General features: G+C 52.4%; 13 protein-coding genes. 5 read left to right on the top strand and 8 right to left on the bottom strand.

Going from position 1 to position 18,816, the window contains the following annotated elements:
* Positions 1–4 precede the first annotated feature (4 nt).
* From Pla22_RS08550 to Pla22_RS08540, 3 genes are all read right to left on the bottom strand, one after another.
* Complete coding sequence (locus Pla22_RS08550) at positions 5–568, bottom strand: RNA polymerase sigma factor (RefSeq protein WP_242631882.1); 564 nt, start codon at positions 566–568, stop codon at positions 5–7.
* Positions 569–580: 12 nt separating this feature from the next.
* Positions 581–1,825, bottom strand: a complete 1,245-nt coding sequence (locus Pla22_RS08545; protein ID WP_390620248.1) for a DUF1501 domain-containing protein — start codon at positions 1,823–1,825, stop codon at positions 581–583.
* A 149-nt stretch (positions 1,826–1,974) separates the two neighbouring features.
* Positions 1,975–3,648, bottom strand: a complete 1,674-nt coding sequence (locus Pla22_RS08540) for a DUF1549 domain-containing protein (protein WP_146514243.1) — start codon at positions 3,646–3,648, stop codon at positions 1,975–1,977.
* A 436-nt stretch (positions 3,649–4,084) separates the two neighbouring features.
* Between Pla22_RS08540 and Pla22_RS08535 the strand changes: the two genes are divergently transcribed.
* Positions 4,085–4,759 carry a PEP-CTERM sorting domain-containing protein gene (locus Pla22_RS08535; protein ID WP_165440566.1) on the top strand — a complete coding sequence of 225 codons (675 nt, stop codon included), beginning with the start codon at positions 4,085–4,087 and terminating at the stop codon, positions 4,757–4,759.
* A 306-nt stretch (positions 4,760–5,065) separates the two neighbouring features.
* Here the strand turns inward: Pla22_RS08535 and Pla22_RS08530 are convergent, their stop codons facing one another.
* Positions 5,066–6,247 carry a glycosyltransferase family 4 protein gene (locus Pla22_RS08530; protein WP_165440565.1) on the bottom strand — a complete coding sequence of 394 codons (1,182 nt, stop codon included), beginning with the start codon at positions 6,245–6,247 and terminating at the stop codon, positions 5,066–5,068.
* A gap of 409 nt (positions 6,248–6,656) precedes the next feature.
* Here Pla22_RS08530 and Pla22_RS08525 point away from each other — a divergent pair, with 409 nt between their 5' ends.
* On the top strand, positions 6,657–7,568 hold the full coding sequence (locus Pla22_RS08525; protein WP_146514240.1) for a sulfotransferase domain-containing protein: 912 nt from the start codon (positions 6,657–6,659) through the stop codon (positions 7,566–7,568).
* On the top strand, positions 7,568–8,821 hold the full coding sequence (locus tag Pla22_RS08520; RefSeq protein WP_146514239.1) for a hypothetical protein: 1,254 nt from the start codon (positions 7,568–7,570) through the stop codon (positions 8,819–8,821). Before Pla22_RS08525 ends, Pla22_RS08520 begins: the two co-directional genes overlap by 1 nt.
* On the opposite strand, the gene Pla22_RS08515 is transcribed toward Pla22_RS08520, so the two are convergent.
* Entirely contained in the window at positions 8,814–11,252 is a 2,439-nt protein-coding gene (locus Pla22_RS08515; protein ID WP_146514238.1) for a polysaccharide biosynthesis tyrosine autokinase, read from the bottom strand. The two genes, Pla22_RS08520 and Pla22_RS08515, sit on opposite strands and share 8 nt — an antisense overlap.
* A gap of 262 nt (positions 11,253–11,514) precedes the next feature.
* Here Pla22_RS08515 and Pla22_RS08510 point away from each other — a divergent pair, with 262 nt between their 5' ends.
* Complete coding sequence (locus Pla22_RS08510) at positions 11,515–12,906, top strand: lipopolysaccharide biosynthesis protein (protein WP_146514237.1); 1,392 nt, start codon at positions 11,515–11,517, stop codon at positions 12,904–12,906.
* Between the two features lie 93 nt (positions 12,907–12,999).
* Here Pla22_RS08510 and Pla22_RS08505 read toward each other — a convergent pair whose 3' ends face one another.
* Positions 13,000–14,817: a right-handed parallel beta-helix repeat-containing protein gene (locus tag Pla22_RS08505; RefSeq protein WP_146514236.1), complete on the bottom strand. Its 1,818-nt coding sequence runs from the start codon at positions 14,815–14,817 to the stop codon at positions 13,000–13,002.
* A gap of 555 nt (positions 14,818–15,372) precedes the next feature.
* Here Pla22_RS08505 and wbaP point away from each other — a divergent pair.
* Complete coding sequence (gene wbaP, locus Pla22_RS08500; RefSeq protein ID WP_146514235.1) at positions 15,373–17,004, top strand: undecaprenyl-phosphate galactose phosphotransferase WbaP; 1,632 nt, start codon at positions 15,373–15,375, stop codon at positions 17,002–17,004.
* 158 nt (positions 17,005–17,162) lie between these two features.
* On the opposite strand, the gene Pla22_RS08495 is transcribed toward wbaP, so the two are convergent.
* Positions 17,163–17,747, bottom strand: coding sequence for a histidine phosphatase family protein (locus tag Pla22_RS08495; RefSeq protein ID WP_146514234.1), 585 nt, complete (start codon positions 17,745–17,747; stop codon positions 17,163–17,165).
* Positions 17,744–18,442, bottom strand: a complete 699-nt coding sequence (rpe, locus tag Pla22_RS08490; RefSeq protein ID WP_146514233.1) for a ribulose-phosphate 3-epimerase — start codon at positions 18,440–18,442, stop codon at positions 17,744–17,746. The genes Pla22_RS08495 and rpe overlap by 4 nt, the downstream gene beginning before the upstream one ends.
* Positions 18,443–18,816 lie beyond the last annotated feature (374 nt).

The following is an 18,816-nucleotide window of genomic DNA, read 5'->3' as shown; positions in this document are numbered from 1 at the left end:
GTCTTTACTTCGAATCTATCCTCTGTGCCTGGATTTCAACGCATTCTTTCAGGGTGGCCTTTGCTCGCTGCATCAAATTGCGAGCGCCATGGTCAGAAATCCCCAGCGCATCCGCTATCTCTATTCGACTGGCTTCCTCTTTGAAACGCATCTGCAATGCTAATTGTGCTCGGTCAGTCAACTGAGAAAAGCAAACTTTCAAGGCTTCGATGGCCTGATCGCCCGCTAGATCCTTACCCGCCCAACGATCCCAAATTTCGTCGATCACCGATGCCTCGGCAACGGTCCGCACTCGCTTGTGCTTGCGATGATCGGACACCAAAAGATTGTACGCGGTTCGCCTGAGGTAACTCGCGGTTGCCGACTCACTGTGCTGCACAAAGGTGTCGCGTCTGAGGACCCGCAAGAATGTTTCCTGGGTCAGATCATCGGCGGTCGAACAATCACACCCGAGCATCCGCAGATACCGCCAAACGCCCCGACTATGACGCTCAATCAGCGCCGTCGGGCCGAGTTGCTCCTCGCCATCGGGCTCCGGCGTTGCACTCTCTTTATAGGTCTTCGGCACTGACACCGCTAATTAAGCCACCAAATCGGTAATGATTTTCCCGCCGCCAGCAATCTTCATCGGACGTCCATTCTTACTAGTGAAGGTCTTGTCGGTCGAAATTCCCAAACCTTTGCAAACCGTCGACATCAAATCTTCGCTGCTATACGGTTCGGTTTCAACCGCCGAGCCATCGCTCGACGTCTCGCCGACCACCAATCCACCCTTCAAATTGCCACCGCCAACCACGCATGACCAAGCTCGGGCAAAGTGATCACGACCAGCATTTTGGTTGATTCGAGGCGTGCGTCCGAACTCACCCATCCAGATCACCACCGTGTCGTCGAGCAGTTCTCGCTGAGCAAGATCTTCGATCAACGCACTCATCGCGTTGTCGAGTTGCGGAAGTTTTTGGTTCTGCAAAATGTTGTGAACGCCGTTGTGGTTATCCCAGCCACCCAAGTCGACTTCAACAAACGGAACCCCCGCTTCAACCAAACGTCGAGCCAACAAGCATCCCTGGCCAAAGTTATCCGTGCCGTACCGGTCCTTCACCGCTTGAGGTTCCTTCTCAACGCGGAATGCTTCCATCTGTTCGCTGGTCATCAAATCGAATGTCTTCTTCAAGACCTTGGCATGTTCCATCGCTGGAAGGTCACGGGTGCGTTTTTCAAAACCAGTTTCGATCGTCTTGAGAGCTTCCATGCGTTGCCGCAGTCGCATGTCGTCCAGTTTCATTTCCAAGTTGCGAATTCGACCGTTACTGGTAACCGAGAAAGGGCTCCACGCCATTCCTAGAAACCCCGGTCCAGCGCTGGCACCACCAACAGAAACAAAAGGCGGTATTTCAAGCTCGGGACGTTGGTCCATCAGTTCGTGTGCAATCACACTTCCGTAGCTTGGATGTTCGATGTTGGGATTAGGAACAAAGCCGGTGTGCATGTAGTAGCGACCTCGGTTGTGATCGGCTTCCCGCGTCGACATGCTACGCACGATCGACATGTGATTCATCTGTTGCGCCATCAACGGCATGTGTTCACAAATTTGCCCATCGCCGGTCGTCGAGATTGGCTTGAAAGGACCTCCCGTAGGTGCACCGGGCTTCATGTCCCAGATGTCGATCGTCGATGGTCCACCACCCATCCAAAGCAAAATGGCAGACTTCCAGTTTTTCTTAAGCTCATCCGCATGGGCGTAAATCGCATTGCCCATGGTGAGCGATGCACTTACCGCAGCACTCGAACCAGCCAAGTGCTGCATGAAGTGTCGTCGGGACATTCCTCGGGGAGTTTGCCAAACCATTGGTAGAAATCTCGGGTGATAAGTTTCGGAAAACAGGTTTCAGGTGACAGGAAATCGTAGAAGTCGCCGGCAATATGTATCAATGACGCCTGATACCTATCGCCAAAATCCTGAAACTGACTCGCTTAGTGTTGAAAAATGAACTCGTTGCTATTGATGATGGCCCACCACATGTCTTGCAGCATCATGGATTGATCGCCGCCGGTGGCACGATACAGCGCGGTCGCAGCAGTCGTCTCTGCACGTGTGGGCTTGCGAGCCAAACCAACCAAAAACAATTGCTGAAGGGCATCATTTGGTTTTCGACTTGTCGAAGCCACCTTGTCCAGGAAAGTCCCTTGTCCGGTGGCGGTTGCCTTTTGGGTCAACTCGCCGTTAAAGAGCATTAGGGCTTGAGGAATTGAACCATTGAAGGTCGTCGCTTCATCCCCTTCGTCTGTGCCAAAAGCAACGACGAATTGTTGTAGCCAACGCCGTCGCTGCTGCTCTTGCTCTTCGTAACTACCGCTACCACTGGCACCGGTTGCGGCGATCATCGATTGATATAGTTGCTCGGCACTCATTTGCCGCAGGTAGAACCGCGAAAACTTCGGCGTTTCGCCAATGGTCGGATCATCGCTCTTGTTCGAACCGCTCAGCACCGCAGATAATTGATAGGGCTTGCTCGCTGTGACCCACGCGATCAACTGCTTGAGATCATAGCTCGATTCACGAAACGCCTTTGCTAATTCGCTGTGCAATTCAGGATGAGTCGATGGGTTGTGAGGCCCAAGGTCATCGATGGGCTTGGTGAAACCGTAGCCAAGAAATAACGACCACATACGATTGACGATCATGCGATCAAAGTCATCGCTTTCGAGCATCACTTTGGCAAGTTCCTGACGACGATTGACGTCGCTGACGAAACCGCTGTTTCCAATCTCGACTTCACGTTCCCCATCCGTGAACTTCGGATAGGCCGCTTTGGTCAAACCGTTCCGCAGTTCGTAAAAAATCATTGCGTTCTCGGCATCACCCGCTTCGCCCGCGAAGTCCTGGTCAACCAATTCGCCATAGTCGACGTCGTTGGTACCGTCGACGAATCGACGCAGAGCACGGGTCTGTCGAAAAAACGAATTGAACTCCCAAAACCGTTGTTGCTTCCATTGATTGAAAGGATGGTTGTGGCACTGCGTGCATTGCACCTGTTGCCCCAAGAAAATCCGCGACGTGCTGCTGGTCGCCAAGACCGCATTCTCTTCGTTGACTTTATTAATCAGAAAATTGGCGGCACCATTGAACCCAGGTGTACCAGGCTTGCACGAACCGGTCGCAGTCACCAACTCGCGAACCATAACGTCGTAGGGCTTGTTGCTGGCGAAGCTATCACGCAGGTACTTCTGCATGCCATCGTGGTTCACCATCGATCGGCGATCGTTGTCACCTCGGCCGATCAAAAGATTCGACCAAATGGTCGCCCAGTGCCCCGCATACTCCTCGGTGTAGCGATCGTCGTTGAGCAAACGATCCACCAAGATCGCCCGCTTGTCCGCACTTCGATCCGACGCAAATTCCTTAAGCTCATCGACTGTCGGAATTCTTCCGATCACATCCAAAAACACCCGTCGGCACCAAGTTAGGTCGTCAGCCTCGGCAGCGGGCCGAACTTCAAAGTCGGTCCAACCCTGCTCGATTTTTTCGTCGATCATTGCAACGACAGGATGCTGGCGAGGCGGCTGAGACAACGCAGAGTGCGGTGAAACCAGCGAAACCACCCAGATGGCGAAAAGAGCGACTAGAGAAAGAGGAGTTCGCGGCATAACGATACGGAAATCCATAGATAGGGCGGTGAGCATGCAATTAGAACGCTTTCAACGGCCATTCGTACCCCAAGGAACCATGCGTACCCTAAGGAAGTGTTGACACCCCGATTCTATTCGACCGAGCCCTCTGGAACCAAGTTTGATCTCAAAAACACACGCAGTTGACAAACTTCGCATGTACGTAGCGTTATTGGCCGGTCCTGGCTACTTACTAGGCCCGTCGCTCGATTCCGATTGCCTTGTGCCACCGCTCTGGTGCCACCGCTCTGTGCCACCGCTCTGGTGCCACCGCTCTGTGCCACCGCTCTGTGCCTTCGCCTATGCCTTCCCCTGTGCCTTTGCCCCCTCATAGAACTGGTAGATACGACATATCTACTGAAGTATGCTGCTTGATCGGGCGTTTTCCTTATCTATAACTGTCTGGACACCAATCATGCGGTCCTTGTTTCTCGTCTCGGCTATCTGCGTCGCCGTTCTTAGCGGGTCACCCTTACTTGCTGCGCCAGTTACGTTTATGGAATCCGGTGGGAATGAGCTTTCATCAAACCACTTAGTTCCCACCAATCTTGGAACCTTAGAAATCGGTAACAACACCGTCCAAGGAACCGTTACGCAGGTCGGCCAGGATTTCATGGGGACGTGGGTCGACTTTCAAGGTGCCGATATTTTTTCATTTGAAGTAGCGGCTGGCACGCGCATCAACGAAATATTCTTGCGAAGCTTCACGAGTTCCTCGAACCTGATCTTCATGGCAATCGACGATCAGAACACATTTCAGTACTCGTCTACCCAAATCAACACAACGGTCACGTCCGCGAACCTAACGGCGAACATGTCGACATGGGGAACGATCGGAGAGCCTGATGATGTAGACGATGCGTTAAGTGATCCCGATAGCGGAACGAATTTGTTTGATCTCTTGATTGGATCAGAAAACTCGCTTGATGCAGGCAACTACACCGTCTACCTGCAAGAAACCGGGCCATCGTCTAGCTACACGTTGAACTTCCGAGTGTCAGCAGTCCCCGAGCCAAGCACCTCGCTGGCGCTACTTCCGTTGGGATATGCGGTCTATCGCTTTCGTCGCAAGCGATCGAGCAAAAAGTAAGTACGTCGGCAATTAAGCCCGAGTTCTCAGCAAAACAAAAGTTCGATCGTTGGTGAAAACCTTCACGCGGGCGTGTGCTAACTAACGGCGTTGCATTGTGTCCGCGCACCAATGCCAGATGGAAAGCTTACTTTTGATTTGGTTGGGTCTCGCATCAACAGCCAGCCGAATCTCAGCTTGCTTAACAATCACGTCGTGCACATGCGGCAAACCACGAGAGAACTCTCAGGGGTTTACCACAATTACTTTTTGGCAGTGTGAGGATCTGCTTTGGGAATGCATCAAGGATGTGTTCACTCAACATGTTCAAACTGACACGGACGGCGAAGTCTGCGGTTGAGATTCTTTGGATTCCCATCGAAACCGTGGATCGTCCGACGGCGCGTTCCAGCAATTGACCATGGAATGGAGCGAATAGCCACTGGCAAGCTCGTGATAAAGCCGTTGCCACTGAACTGCAATCTTGTCGATGTCAAAGTGCTCGCTTGCGAGTTGATGACTCGACTGTTGCATATCGTCCACCATCGTGTCGTGTGACATCATCTCGTCAATCGCCGTGCACCAACCGTCAACGGAGTTGGCTGCAAATCCATTGCGAAAACGCATTAGATCTTGTTTGTCAGGATGACCATCAAGACAATCCAAGTTACCGCCAAACTGACTGGTGACAATCGCTTTAGCATATCCAATGCTCTCAATGAGAAAGCGAGAAAGACCTTCCCAACGCGAGGGCAGAAAGACACATCGACTACGCCGGATCACGTCGAGCAATTCCGAATGTGGCATGTACCCAACGCGGCGAACGTTATCAGGCACAGGCAACTTTGCCATCGGCTCACCGTCTTCGGCATCGCCCACCCAAAGAAACGATACGTGTGGCATTCGACGCGCGACATCAAGAAAATGGTCGTATCCTTTCTGAAAACAGACTCGGCCCGCGCCAACGACAACGTTGTCCAGTCGATCCACAGGCTCAGGATCATGGACGCTAAATCCGTTGTTGATCTGAAGAGCAAACCCACCGAGTTGATGAGCCAACGTCGATTCAAACCGCCCGCACCCAATCGTAAGGCAATGATCCGCCGTCATTCGCTCCATCGCGCAAAACAGTTGGCGAGTCAATGCCTTGAAGTCACGTCGAAGAAAGGCATAACCCCTGGGCGAGTAAACAACCCTCGCCGATGTACTCCGGTGCAGAATCTTGGCATACATGCCACCGTAGGCACTATGCCCATGAACAACGTCCACCCCACGTCTCAACCGACGGGCGAGGAAGGAAACGTTTTGAAGGTGCGCCGTCTTACCGATCCCCGGTAACGGAACCCAAGTCACTCGCGGATCGCAATCCACAAGATCCAATTCGGTTCCTTGTCGATTACCATAATAAACCTGAACACATGCATCGTCCGCCAGGAATCTGCAAAGCTGATTAACGCTTTTCGCCGTTCCGTAGGCGAAGGATTCTACGATGTGGCAAATCGTTGTCATACGAATTCTCCAATACCACATAGACTGTATTTTCAAAATGTTAGACGTGATTTTGCTAAATGGAATCGTGAACTACTTCGCAAATCTGATGTTGGAACGATCGACGACGACATCTTGCCGGTAAGGTCAGTCTCGCTACCGCTGCGTGCAAACTTTTCTTTGCATCGAGCGAGAAACACAAGCGTGTCGAGCTGTGCTTCGCGTTCGTCGTCTGAAAACGTTTTACCATTCGTGAAAATAATTCGTTGAGCGTTGGAAAATGGACTGCCCCTATCAACGCTTGATTGTCAGTTTGGTATCCCCTGACATCGCTGCTGAGGATTTGAAGCCCAAACCTAGATGACAAAACACTTGGGTCGTCTATTTTGGGACTAGTTAAGACCTGCAATCGAGCCAAAGGAACCGCGTCATGAACATCGTGACAACTGCGTCTGAGTGTCCCATCGGCCAAACCGATGGTGCTCAAACCTCAGAGAGGAGATTTGATTCGCTCGCTGTTTGCGTGGGATCGCCGAAGTGCGGCACGACTTGGTTGGATGCGATATTGCGTGAACAAATGCCTGAACGGTTCCCGGTCGGCGTTAAGGAAACGTTCTTTCTTGATCGCGAGTATCATCGTGGCGTTTCTTGGTATGCAAAGCTTTTTCAGTCCGATTGCAAGCGACCAATCGAAATTGCTCCCTCGTACCTGAATTGCCACGAAGGCCCCGAGCGCCTTTCAAACTTGGCTAACAGTGTTCGCGTGCTCATCTTCGTGCGAGATCCTTATGATCGAGCCGCATCGGACTTATTACACAGCGTCGGACGAGGTCGATTCTGGATCAACAATGATGATTCCAGTGACACCGAACTGTCGGGACAGGTAGCCGAGGATGCCGAAAGCTACTCGCTTTACGACGTCCACACACAACGGTGGTTGTCTGCTAACCCCGATTTTCTTGCCGTAGTGCCGTTTCCAATTCGGGACGCAAAATGGTTCCGCGACGTGATTGCGAAGTTTATTAACGACGACCCAGATTGGTTGACGGAAGACTGGGTTGAGCAACAAGTGAATCGACGTGTCTATGGTTCAGCAATCCCAAGGAACCGCGTGATCGCATTCCTGACTAAACATTTTCGGCTACTGACACCCCGCAGCCTTCGCAAGCTCGTGCGCAACAACAAGTGGCTTTACCGACAGAATGCCGATGCGGACCTGCGTTCCAAGGCCAAAGAAATGGTTCAACAGTTCGATTTCCGTCCACAGCAAGAATGGCTTGAACAGCAGATCGGGGACGGCTGGATTGGCAAAGATTGCGAAGTCAATGGACACCAGTCCTGATGTTGGCTTGGTTCATTGTTCTGCTTCTAGTCCAAGCGGCAGGACTAGCCATGGTTTCCGGTGTGCTGACTTCAATTCGCACGCAGTACAGAAGCAAGTGGTTTCATCCGATCGCCTGGGTTGCAGTCTTTTACGGCGGATGGTTCGGTATTCCACAGGTCTACTTTTTAGCCTCCGACGGTTTTTTGGTTGGACTTGAGCAGTACGATCAACAGACTCGCTTGCAGTTTGCTGTTCAGTCGCAAATCGCGCTAATCGTCTTCTTAAGCATCACCATGATGGTGGCGCTACTGGTTCAGTCCCTAGGAACAACAACGCAAGATCGCACGGTCGAACTGGAAATGGATCGCGCGTTGTCAACCAGCGACCAACTCTACGCTCTCATTTGCCTGATCGTCGGAACAGGGGCGGTGATCTACCTGGGCCAGCAAAATCTTTCGAGCGACATGATGCGTTCGGAGTTGGTAAAAACCACCAGCGGTAAAGTGTTGACCTCGCTAATGTATTTTGGTGCCTATGGGTTCGCCTTTATGCTTGGCGAGTCATTGAGGCGGAAACGATACTTCGTCGCCGCTGCGGTATTGGTTTTCTTCGGTGCCCCGGTGATGATGACGGGTGCTAGAGGCCGCTTTCTACTTCCGCTAATGTCCGCAGTCGTCTACTTGTCCACGGACCGCAGGCGGTTGTTCACGCCGACGAATGTGAGTGCAGCCATCCTTTGCATCGCAGTGATCGCGTTCGCTGATCGACTGCTCAATTCTGTTAAGTTTGACCAGGACGTTGATTTGGGACGTGGGGCTGCTGAGGTATTCGAACGAAGAAACTTCGACGGTTTTTCAAACTTCACTTTGATTCAGAACACCTACGAAGGCGAAAGCAAACCGAGTGTTCTCGTTCGAGGCTCGCGGGACACCTTCATGAACTACTACTTTGCCGAAGAATACAGCCGTGGTGTTGGGTTTGGATCGACGGTCCCCGGTACAGCCTGGATCGCGGGCAGATGGTGGGGCCTTGCGATCGTTGCAGTGGGCTACGGCATTGTGCTCGGCTTGCTCGATCAGTGGCTCAGGCGGATGCGTGATCCGCAATCCTACTGGTGCTACTTGATTAGCATCACTTGGTTTGCTTCGTTGGCGGGCAACTATGTTGAGTCTATCGACAAGCTCGCCATCGTGATGATGCCCGCCTTACTGGCCATCCCACTTCGCATGCTATCCCAGCGGTTTATCCAAGAACGGCCGGAACTTAGATGACCGACTCTTCGGCAGCAAACGAGCGTATCGCTGCCATCTTCGACGGTTGAGACTTCACCGGAATCCGCGATCGGTAGCTATCAGATTGGTAACCATAACCTTGCTCGTGGAACTCCTTAGGCGCCTGCACGATATTTAACAACGCACCAATCCATTGCCCACCGGCGGCATCAATTCGTTTTGCCGCGTTGATGACCTGATGGCGTTTGTTGGTTGCGACGCGAGATACCAAGAGCGACGCGTCGAGACGTGGAAGTACGACCGCCGCGTCCGAAACCGCCAAGACAGGCGGCAGGTCGAACAACACCAAATCGAAGTCTTCCGTTTGACGCAGCAACTCCTCAAGAGCCGCAGTTTGCAGCCACTCGGGCGAATCGAGACTGATCTCTCCGGAAGTGATGACTTTGAAGTCGTCCGATTTCGTACTCTGAATCACCTCGTCAAGCGTTGCACTTCCAGAGATAAATTGTGACAAGCCGAGTTCATTCGGCAAACCAAAAAGCTTATGAATGGTGGGACGTCGCAGGTCAGCATCAATCAGCAAAACTCGCATTCCCGATCGAATGAATGAAGTCGACAGGTGCGACACCATCGTTGATTTCCCGTCACCTGGGGTCGGGCTGGTGATCCCCATCGAATGAATGCCACGCGATTGAATAGATTGAGCCAAGATGGTTCGAGTCAAACGAAACGTTTCTCGTGATCCCTTGGCGTTGCCCGTCGCCTTCGGGGACGTGGACAATTCGATACCGCTAAGATCATCAATCACGCCGAATGCTTGTAAGCCTAGCGCCGTTTCAAATTGCTCAACCGATGCAAATCGTTGATCCATGAATTCCCGCGACACGCCCACACCAGATCCCACCAAGACGCCTCCCAGTAGCCCCAGTGCCAAACACAGTAGCGGCTTGGGCCACACTAATTCGCCTACGCGAGGGTCTTCGAGTATCTCCTGAGTAAAACTGGCGGTATCGCCTGCTGAGTTCATGTTCACCACGCGTTCCATGACTCCATCAAACAAAGCCCGCTGACGATCAATCTCGTTCTGCAATAACCGATCGGAACGTTCAAAGGCGACGAACTCCCTTGCCTGTTCTTCGGCAAGCTCAACCAGACGCTGCAGCTCGGTTTTGCGTTCTAAATGCGATGCCAAGTCATTTCTTAAAAACCCGACATACGCCTTCAGCATCGCTTCGGGATCGAGCGTTGGCGACGAAGCCTGACTTGAATCCTCTTCGCGTTTAGCTTGATCGAACAAAAATTGCTTGGTCAACGTGATCTGCTTTTCGATGTCCGCAACTTTGGGGTGCTTTGAACCGAAAACCGAAACTAACCGTTGCCGCTCGGAACTGAGTTCTAGAACCTGACTAATCTCGATTCGAGCTCGCTCCACTTCACCAGGCAGCTCAGCTCGTGCTTCGGTGGAACTGGCCGCATCTCGTTGCATGTCCGTAAACACGCCCATTCGCTGCAAACTTTCAACATCAATGAGTGCAAGTTTATCGATGTGATCAGACTTACGATCCGAGGCCGCAATCTGCTCGATGGTGCTATTGACCTGCTCCAAACGCGAACGAAGTTTTGATACTTCAAGATCCGCGCTAACCAATTCGGACTGCAGCGATCGATATCTTTCCTCGTAAACGTTCGTCGTGTTGCTGCCGTCGAACAAAATGGGAGCTTGGTCGCGCGCAAGCTTCTGCCGTTGTTCTAATTCGCCGATTTTAGCAGCGAGTTGCTGCTGGGTGTCCAAAACTACACGATGAGATCGTTCGAGAATCTCGTCGACCTTCTGAGACAACGTCTGAAGGTATTGGTCAATCACCGCCTGCAGCACTTGCTGCGCGACAACTGGATCGCTGTGGTCAAATGTGACGGTCAAACTCCGTGCCTTCTTAGCCGCCCCCAATCCACCACGGTCGATGCGCAAGTTGCTGGCGACGTAGGTCACCGTATCTTCAGGTGGTTCAGCCTTGGCAACAATCGAAGGTTCAGCAATCAAACCGGCTTGATTGAGGGCCGATTCGATAGTCCTGCGACTTCGGATCAGCTCGACGTGATTGGCCAGAACGTCCTCGTCTACAACATCGTTACTCGTGTCAGAATCCCCGACTTCGACGCGATTGGGATTGACCAGAATCTTTGCTTGACTTCGAAACGTCGGAGGTGTCTGGCTAAGATAAATCGCAGTTGCCAAAATCCCCAGGCACGCAAATCCAGCGATCCATTTCCATCGACGTCTTACTATCGAAAGTGGGTTGATGGTTTCGCCCCACTTCGGTTGCTCATACCCGTACCCGTAATACGATGCTCCTCGTCTTGACTGCGGTGCTGTCGCAGGGGATTCATCAGCATAGTGGGCCTTGGCTGCTTCAACTTTAGAAAGCCGTGACGTCATACCCTTGCTCGAAGGGCCATTGGAAGAGTTCATTTTGGACGTCCATCTTGGGAGGGATCTGCCATTGCGAACTGCAGTTTGATATCCCGATCGAAGAACGTCAAACAAACTCCACTATGTCTTTGTCGAAAGCAAACAACCGTCCCTTAGGCTATAGCAAGGGAGAGATTTTGGACTCAGTCGAAAATCGTTACTTCCGTCGTGAACCCAATTCGCAATTGGATTAGCATCTGCTGATGAAAAACACGGGAGTGATCGTTGAAAGCGCATCTCGGTTTGCAAACCGGGATCGTCGATGTCTGAACGATCCTCACAACAGATCCTTGGCTTCAAAGGTTGCTTGATGCCGCGACTTGAAAACGCGATACCGTTGGCGAGAACAGCCATGTCTCGCGGTTTAGGGGCGATTAGCCAAGTGGCTCTAGCGTTGGCTGTGACGCATCACTTACCCAAGAGTGAATCCGGTGAGTTTCTATTCTACCTCACGTTGTTCACTGTAATTTCGCCGCTTCTGTTGCTAGGGACTTCTGTCTATGCGATGCGTCAGTTGGCCGGATCTGATGACAACCAACAGTCAGCAATGTTGGGACAGGGCCTCATACGCATGAACCTGTGCACACTCGCGGTCACGGCGAGTGTCGTGCTAGCCATTGCACTTTGCCTCGATTTTTTCTTTTCAAATGAAGTGGTCGTGCTTTCTGGAAAGGCCGCTTGGCTCGCTGCTGCGGCCTCGTTCGCAGGCGTGAGCTTAGCCGTTGCCTCGCATCTTCACGGAACCGGAAAGCTAGCGACGTCCATCACTTTTTCTCACATCGCGATCCCAAGCCTGACCGTGCTGATGTTGTTCACGGTTGAAACGAAGACCGTCGCGACGGTGATTCAACTGCACACGCTGGCCACCGTCATCACCGCCGCGATTTCACTGCTTGTTTGGCTCGCTTACTTTCGCCCCATGCGATTTCCACCAGCCTCTAATGGCCCAGTGAAGCCTGATCAGAACCAGTTCGCCCGACCATCACCATTTGCGTTTTTCCGAGACCGTGACGTGCGGCGCGTCTGCATCGATCTTTGGTCTCTCAATGGCTTTCAACTAGTGATGAACTGGGCACCCATCATTGTCGCCGGTGCGATTTTGATCCCATCGGACTTGGCTGAGCTTAACGTCGCGCAGCGGGCTGGCAACCTGATCAACTTCCTGCTGATCGTCGTGGCGTTTACATTCGCGCCTAAGTTCCGAAAGCATTGGGCAGCCAACCGAGTGGACGAACTTCGCAACTCGGTTGCCCGATGCTCGAGGCTTCTGGTGGGTCTGGGGACGGCACTGCTAATCGCTGTATTGATCTTGTCGGAAAAAATCATGGGGGTGTTTGGAAGCAACTTCACCGGTGGAGCAATGATCCTTGTGATTTATGCAATCGGTCAGTACATCAACGTTATCACCGGTGCGGTCAATCAACTAATGACCATGAGCGACGACGAACGGACACTTCGACACATCTGCTTTCTTTCTGCGACGACGGCGGTGCTGCTTTCTGCTGTGCTGACTTGGCAATGGGGCGCACCAGGCGCCGCGGCGGCTACCGCGATCGCCCTTACTTTGCAAAACGCGCTAGCAGTAAGCGCTGTGAAGAAGCGACTAGGTTTTTGGATCTTTGACATGCGAAACCACGCCCAAGCGTCGCAGTGATGGCTCTGGCTTGGACCGGAGCACCAGAGCACCAGAGCACCAGAGCACCAGAGCACCGGGGCACCAGAGCACTACGGCGATAATCCGCTATAGCTACTGGCCATCAACAGGCGGTGAAAGCAGCTCGTTATCGCGTATTCGAACGTTGCTGATGATGGAAACCGGGCTACCGCCGCTTCCTTTTTGTTTGATCTCGATCGCAGCGTTTGCCTTATCGCGGTCGAACCCAACCGCTCCGAAACGATTTTGCTCGATGACGATATTGCTCGGTGCAATCGACTCGTACCAGTCGTTCAGCCCAAATCGAACCGAGATTGCCGGTCCCGCAATTTCGTCAAAGATATTGCCTCGGATTAACACGTGACTCGTTTGCACCAACACACCCTGCGCCCGCGTGGACAAGAACCGGTTGTTCTGAATCACTACTCTTCCGCCCGCAGTGTCGGCATTGAAAATTAACTGCCCCGCCTTCAATGATGCATCGAATTTATCCAACCGCAGCAGATGCTGCTTACCTTTGAGTCGCTCGGAATCAACAACCAAACGGGACTGCGAAATCTCTTCTAGATCATCGCCCACGACCAAGATTCGATCGTTCTTCTTTCCCCAAGATTTGACACTGACTGGTCGTCCAGCCGGATGAACCGTCACTTCATTGCCAGCGACTTCAGCGATTCGCCAATAATTCGACTTGATGTTTATCTTGTCATCGAAGCTAGCGTTGAAACTGCAATCCTCGATGATGATGTCGCCGCGAACCGAATTGATGTGAACAGTATCCGACGCGACCGAAAGAAGCCCTGGTGAACCATTGGACCGCAATTGTGTTTGAACCCGACGCAAATGAAGCCCTCGGTTGAGTTCACCCGCGATCATCATGCCGGGGATGTTGCGAAACGTCATATCTTCAAAGGTGATGTCTTCTAGTCCCTGCCCATCTCGATTGTCGAGCATGATGGCATGGCCTTCGTTGTTGTGATGCACCAACATCACGTAGTCGTCCAATAACAAGGACGCATCAACTGAGTGAAACTTCGTGGGTACGAACGACTGCGTTTCGGCATTAAACACCCACTGACGTGTCCTTCGATTCACGAACCAGTCTTGATAAACAGGCTGAGACAATCGCCATCCTGGACTACTCCCCGTTTGTTTTTGAATCGCTGCAATAGTCCATAACGGAACTTTGCCATCAGGAAAGTCTGCTTGCAGTGCATTGACGAACTCAGGCAAGACCTTCAGCGACCTACCTGAGCCGTTATGGTTTTTCACTACCTGAGCGATCGTAGCCAACGTGGATGCTCCCTGGATTTCGCCACCGCGAATGAGAACACGTTGACAGTCTTTCAGGACAAGTCCTGGACCGACACTGCTGAAAAAAAGAGTGGAACCGTTCAGATCAACAACGCAGTCGCGTAACCCCTCAATCAACAGATGGCGTCCGCCTGGTTGCTTAGGTCGAAGGTGGTAGTTCCGATTCGCAGGTAAACAGATGTTTCGGAGGTTTCCTTCGCTCGCCATTTGAAACCATTGTTGGATCTCGCGAGTCAAGTTGTAATCACGATCGAGGTCACCACTTTGCGTCTCACTTGGACCCGGGAATTCTGATTTGCCTATTTGCGATACAGGTGGACGACGAACCACTGTGATCGTTTCGGCAGGTTTGACTAACGCAGATCGGATAACAACGTCATCGTCATCGTGGACGGGCCATGCCGGTGAAACGGCGTCCACTCCAACCCTAGCGATGTAGTCTTCATGCTGACCATCGGAAAGCGTGCGATCCGCATAAGATTGAGAAAGCTCAAGATTCTGCGACTGAGCCAAGCCTGCAATCGCGACCGCGGCAACCGGCCCAAGGCAAGTCCGTAAAAAACCAAACCTTCTATTGAACATATTTGCAGCACTCATCGTGGGATCGAAAAGTCACAACCACGAGAGTACCACAGCCCACAAGTGTGCATTCGATCTGTAGCCATGCTCAACGAACGGCGTGGTAACGGCAAATACGAGCGATGAAATCGCATTCGGGTCGTCGGATCCATCGCTAGTTCCGCGTAGCGTCTGAATCGCTGCCATTGCACGCAGAAAAATACATTTTGCTTACACCCGAGCAAAGAAACGGACGTTAAGTGGGGGGCAATTTCCCAAACGGCTTATTGAAATTTTTATCGCCGCGATGGCTTGGAATCCTGACCTTAGTAGATGACAAAGCCGCATAGTTTGCCGACATGAAATTTACAGCAAAATCGGAATTGCTTGGTTCCGCCGTACGATTACTATTCCGCTAATAGGAAGATGGGCTACGACGTCCTTGCGTCATGTCCATGGCGGCTTTCTTTGTGATTCTGCATTTTGCGATTGCCATGGGAAGCTTCAGGTGTGTCGGAGTGACTAGGTGCTCTGACATCGCTGTGCTCTTGTGAATCGCTTCGTCTCAAGACCGGCATTCCCCACGACCATCCTATGTCTCAGATTCCAGTAGGTGTTGTTTCAGCGGACGTTATCGAGCATTTTGCTCCTCCCGCAAAACATCCGTTACACGCTCGCGAGTCCGTCGGCTGGACCAAAGATGAAACTGCGATCGAGCCATCTCGTTCGTCATTCGCCGGACCGCTTCCGAAATTCCCAGTTCGATCATCACAGCAGCAATTGCTTAACACGGTGATTCCGCTGGTCATCATTGATTGCTTGGCGATCTTGCTTAGTATCTCTATCGCAACGACATTGCTCGTTGCGATCGGTGTTCCCGCTCACAGTCGAATGTGGGTTCAGGCGATAGCAGTGTTGATTGCCTACGTGGGAATTGGCCAATTGTTGGGGTTGTTTCCGGGAACGATGATGTCACCGGTCCTCGAAGTTCGCCAGTTGGTGCGATCATCAACGATGGCGTTTCTGTTAATCCTGCTGTCAAACCGCTTGGTAGCCAACCTGAGCCTGGGAGAGGCAATTGTCGGTCTTGCCTGCACGGCGGTCGCAGCGGTGGTGTTGCCACTGGCTCGGTCACTCGGTCGGTATCACCTCGGACGCTGCGCGTGGTGGGGTGAACGGGGGTTAATCATTGGAAGTGGCAGCCGAGCCCGAGCGATTTATTCGTACTATCGACGTGCTGCTGGCCGAGGCTTCCGACCCATCGGTGTGATAGACCTGCAAAGACCCCAATCTGATGAACCAGGGAATCACCAAGCCGAACCAACAGACACTTTCGCTACCAGTCATTTCGCGGCTACGAATTCAGACGTTCCGTTGCTTGGGACGTTGCAAGATGTGGGACAGCTTTCCGTCAACTACGACCTTCGTTGGGGTGTTGTCGCACCAGCAAACGGCGAAGAAATTCAAATGGATGATGTGATGCGATGTTGCTCGCGCATTGGAAACCTGATTGTGCTTCCGTCGCCGTTGCTAATTCCTTCGCTGTGGTCGCACTCCAAAGACTGCGCGGGCGTACTCGGAGTCCACATTACCGATCACTTACGTCGGCCCTTCGCGAGATTGTTCAAGTTGTTCGCGGACACCATCATTGCCGCACTCGCGCTGCTTCTTCTTTCGCCATTAATTGCCCTGTTCGTGGTGCTAATCAAGAAAAACAGCCCGGGACCTGCGTTTTATGGCCACACGCGAATTGGGCGGGGTGGCCGGCGTTTCAAAGCGTGGAAATTGCGAACGATGGTGGTGAACGCAGATCGTGTCTTAGACGACTATTTGGAATCGAACCCCGATGCCCGCCATGAGTGGATCGAGGACCAAAAGCTGAAGAACGACCCACGCATCATTCCCGGTATAGGAGGCTTTCTTCGTAAGTCGAGCCTGGATGAGTTGCCTCAGTTGTGGAATGTCCTGGTTGGTGAAATGAGCTTGGTGGGTCCACGCCCGATCGTGCAAAGCGAAGTGGCTCGTTACGGCGACATGTACTCGTTCTACCTACGAGTCACGCCAGGAATCACAGGTCTTTGGCAGGTCAGCGGGCGGAACGACACCAGCTATAACCAGAGGGTACATCTGGATTGCTACTACGTGACTAACTGGTCAATCTGGCTAGACGCCTACATTGCATTGCGAACCGTGCGGACACTTCTGATGCGAGAAGGTGCCTACTAAACGTACGTAGCGTCTGGCTATACGAAGTTCGACTACGCGATCCTTCGCTACGTAACGTTCGCCGATGGACCTCGTCGCGTCTAAGGACCTGGGTGCCATCCGCGACCACTCGAACTTCGGCGATGCCGATGGATCCTCTTGTTGAGATGCCGGAGATCTTAGGTCACCGGTTCGATAAGATCCCAGCGACCCGAGTCGGTTTCGGCCTGCCAAAGGTCAAACATGTCTTCGCCGCTGAGCAGGTTCTGAACAATCTGCGCGAGTGGGTCTGGGACAACAATTGCCACCAACTGACCGCCTGACTTCTTCAGCAGTTTGCGAACAGCTTTTTCAATGCGCAATCGAGCGTCCAAGAATGATTCGCCACCGGGCGGACAAATATCATCAGGTGACTCTTGCCCACGCCGATAGAGCTTGGGATTGTTCCGCTTAAGCTCTTCGATCAGCTTGCCGTGCCATAGTCCATGGTCGACGTTTCGAAGAGCGTCGACGATCTTTACCTTGGATCGCCCAACCTTCGCCAAGCGTTCGGCAGTTTGAACAGCCGACTCACAAGGTGCGGTGTAGATGATCTTGGGCCTAAAGTCGCTGATCATGCCAGTCATGGATTCGACTTGACGATGACCGGCTTCACTAAGGGGCATATCAAGCGACCCTTTGATGCGACGCTGCTCGTCGAATTCGGTGCAACCAGGACGGATCAACAGCACCGGTGCATTGGCGAGTGATTTTAGCGCAATCATGATGCAGTTCCTTCTGCTTTGGCAATCGCGTCATCTAGTTCTGCGATCGCGGCCTTGTAATCGTCCTTCTTGAAAATAGCCGACCCTACGACAAACAGGTCACAACCTGCCTCGCGAGCAGGTCCAATCGTGCTGGTGTCAATTCCACCATCAATTTGAAGCAGAAGGTCTGGAAATTCCTTACGAAGGACCTGCAGCTTTTCCAACGCTACTGGATTGAATTTCTGGCCGCCGAATCCCGCTTCGACGCTCATCACCAAAACCATGTCGACGTGCGGCAACGATTCACGAAGCAATGCCAAAGGCGTTTCAGGATTTAAAGCGATCCCGACATTGACGCCGAGATCTGAGATCTCTTGAGCGACCGCGGCGGCGTCTTTGACTGCTTCGACATGAAACGTCAGCATGTCCGCGCCCGCGTCCACCATCGCTTTGGCATAGGCCAATGGATCGCTGATCATCAAATGGACATCCAAAGGCATGTCCGTGTGACGCCGCAGCCCTTCGACGATTGGCATCGCGTAGGTCATATTAGGAACGAAGTGGCCATCCATGACGTCAAGGTGCAAAACCTTCGTACCAGCGTCAGCCAGCCGAGCAACTTCGCCCTTGAGGTCTCCAAAATCGCACAACAGCAGACTCGGCAAAACTGCCGGTGTCGCTGAACGTATCGCTTCGAGTGAAGCTCTCGACATGCATTGAATCTCATTGAGTCAAAAAAGCCCGACGCCGAATTTCAATCGTGGCATCACTGCCAAATCAAAATCACCTGCGCGGGCATCCATTTCAGACGCTCAGATTGGCTGCCTCAGGGCACTGTTGTCAATCGCTCAGATCCATAACACGACAGCACCTTCAGGGGGTTAGAGAACCGATTTTACCGGCAATTCCTACATACTCGTGCACGAAACCCGGTCACAAGGGCGACCAATTCGCCACTAAAACCTTCCGAAATTATCGCAACTAAACAAATGACCACCAACGGCTTAACGCGATTCGACCGGTTACCACGACCATAACGAATCAATGTGAAGTTATGAGCGTCGCAAACACGTCGCGCACGAACAAA

The sequence above is a fragment of the Rubripirellula amarantea genome (assembly GCF_007859865.1).
Taxonomy (GTDB): Bacteria; Planctomycetota; Planctomycetia; order Pirellulales; family Pirellulaceae; genus Rubripirellula; species Rubripirellula amarantea.
The sequence above is the reverse complement of the archived record's forward strand: the minus strand, read 5'-3'. Positions and strand labels throughout refer to the sequence as shown.

Bases quoted from the DNA above. Each gene is read 5' to 3' on its own strand.
- Pla22_RS08535 (WP_165440566.1), top strand. From the start codon at position 4,085: ATGCGGTCCTTGTTTCTCGTCTCGGCTATCTGCGTCGCCGTTCTTAGC.
- Pla22_RS08510 (WP_146514237.1), top strand. From the start codon at position 11,515: ATGTCTGAACGATCCTCACAACAGATCCTTGGCTTCAAAGGTTGCTTG.
- Pla22_RS08525 (WP_146514240.1), top strand. From the start codon at position 6,657: ATGAACATCGTGACAACTGCGTCTGAGTGTCCCATCGGCCAAACCGAT.
- Pla22_RS08530 (WP_165440565.1), bottom strand. From the start codon at position 6,247: ATGACAACGATTTGCCACATCGTAGAATCCTTCGCCTACGGAACGGCG.
- Pla22_RS08495 (WP_146514234.1), bottom strand. From the start codon at position 17,747: ATGATTGCGCTAAAATCACTCGCCAATGCACCGGTGCTGTTGATCCGT.
- Pla22_RS08520 (WP_146514239.1), top strand. From the start codon at position 7,568: ATGTTGGCTTGGTTCATTGTTCTGCTTCTAGTCCAAGCGGCAGGACTA.
- Pla22_RS08515 (WP_146514238.1), bottom strand. From the start codon at position 11,252: ATGAACTCTTCCAATGGCCCTTCGAGCAAGGGTATGACGTCACGGCTT.
- Pla22_RS08545 (WP_390620248.1), bottom strand. From the start codon at position 1,825: ATGTCCCGACGACACTTCATGCAGCACTTGGCTGGTTCGAGTGCTGCG.
- wbaP (WP_146514235.1), top strand. From the start codon at position 15,373: ATGTCTCAGATTCCAGTAGGTGTTGTTTCAGCGGACGTTATCGAGCAT.
- Pla22_RS08505 (WP_146514236.1), bottom strand. From the start codon at position 14,817: ATGAGTGCTGCAAATATGTTCAATAGAAGGTTTGGTTTTTTACGGACT.
- rpe (WP_146514233.1), bottom strand. From the start codon at position 18,442: ATGTCGAGAGCTTCACTCGAAGCGATACGTTCAGCGACACCGGCAGTT.
- Pla22_RS08540 (WP_146514243.1), bottom strand. From the start codon at position 3,648: ATGCCGCGAACTCCTCTTTCTCTAGTCGCTCTTTTCGCCATCTGGGTG.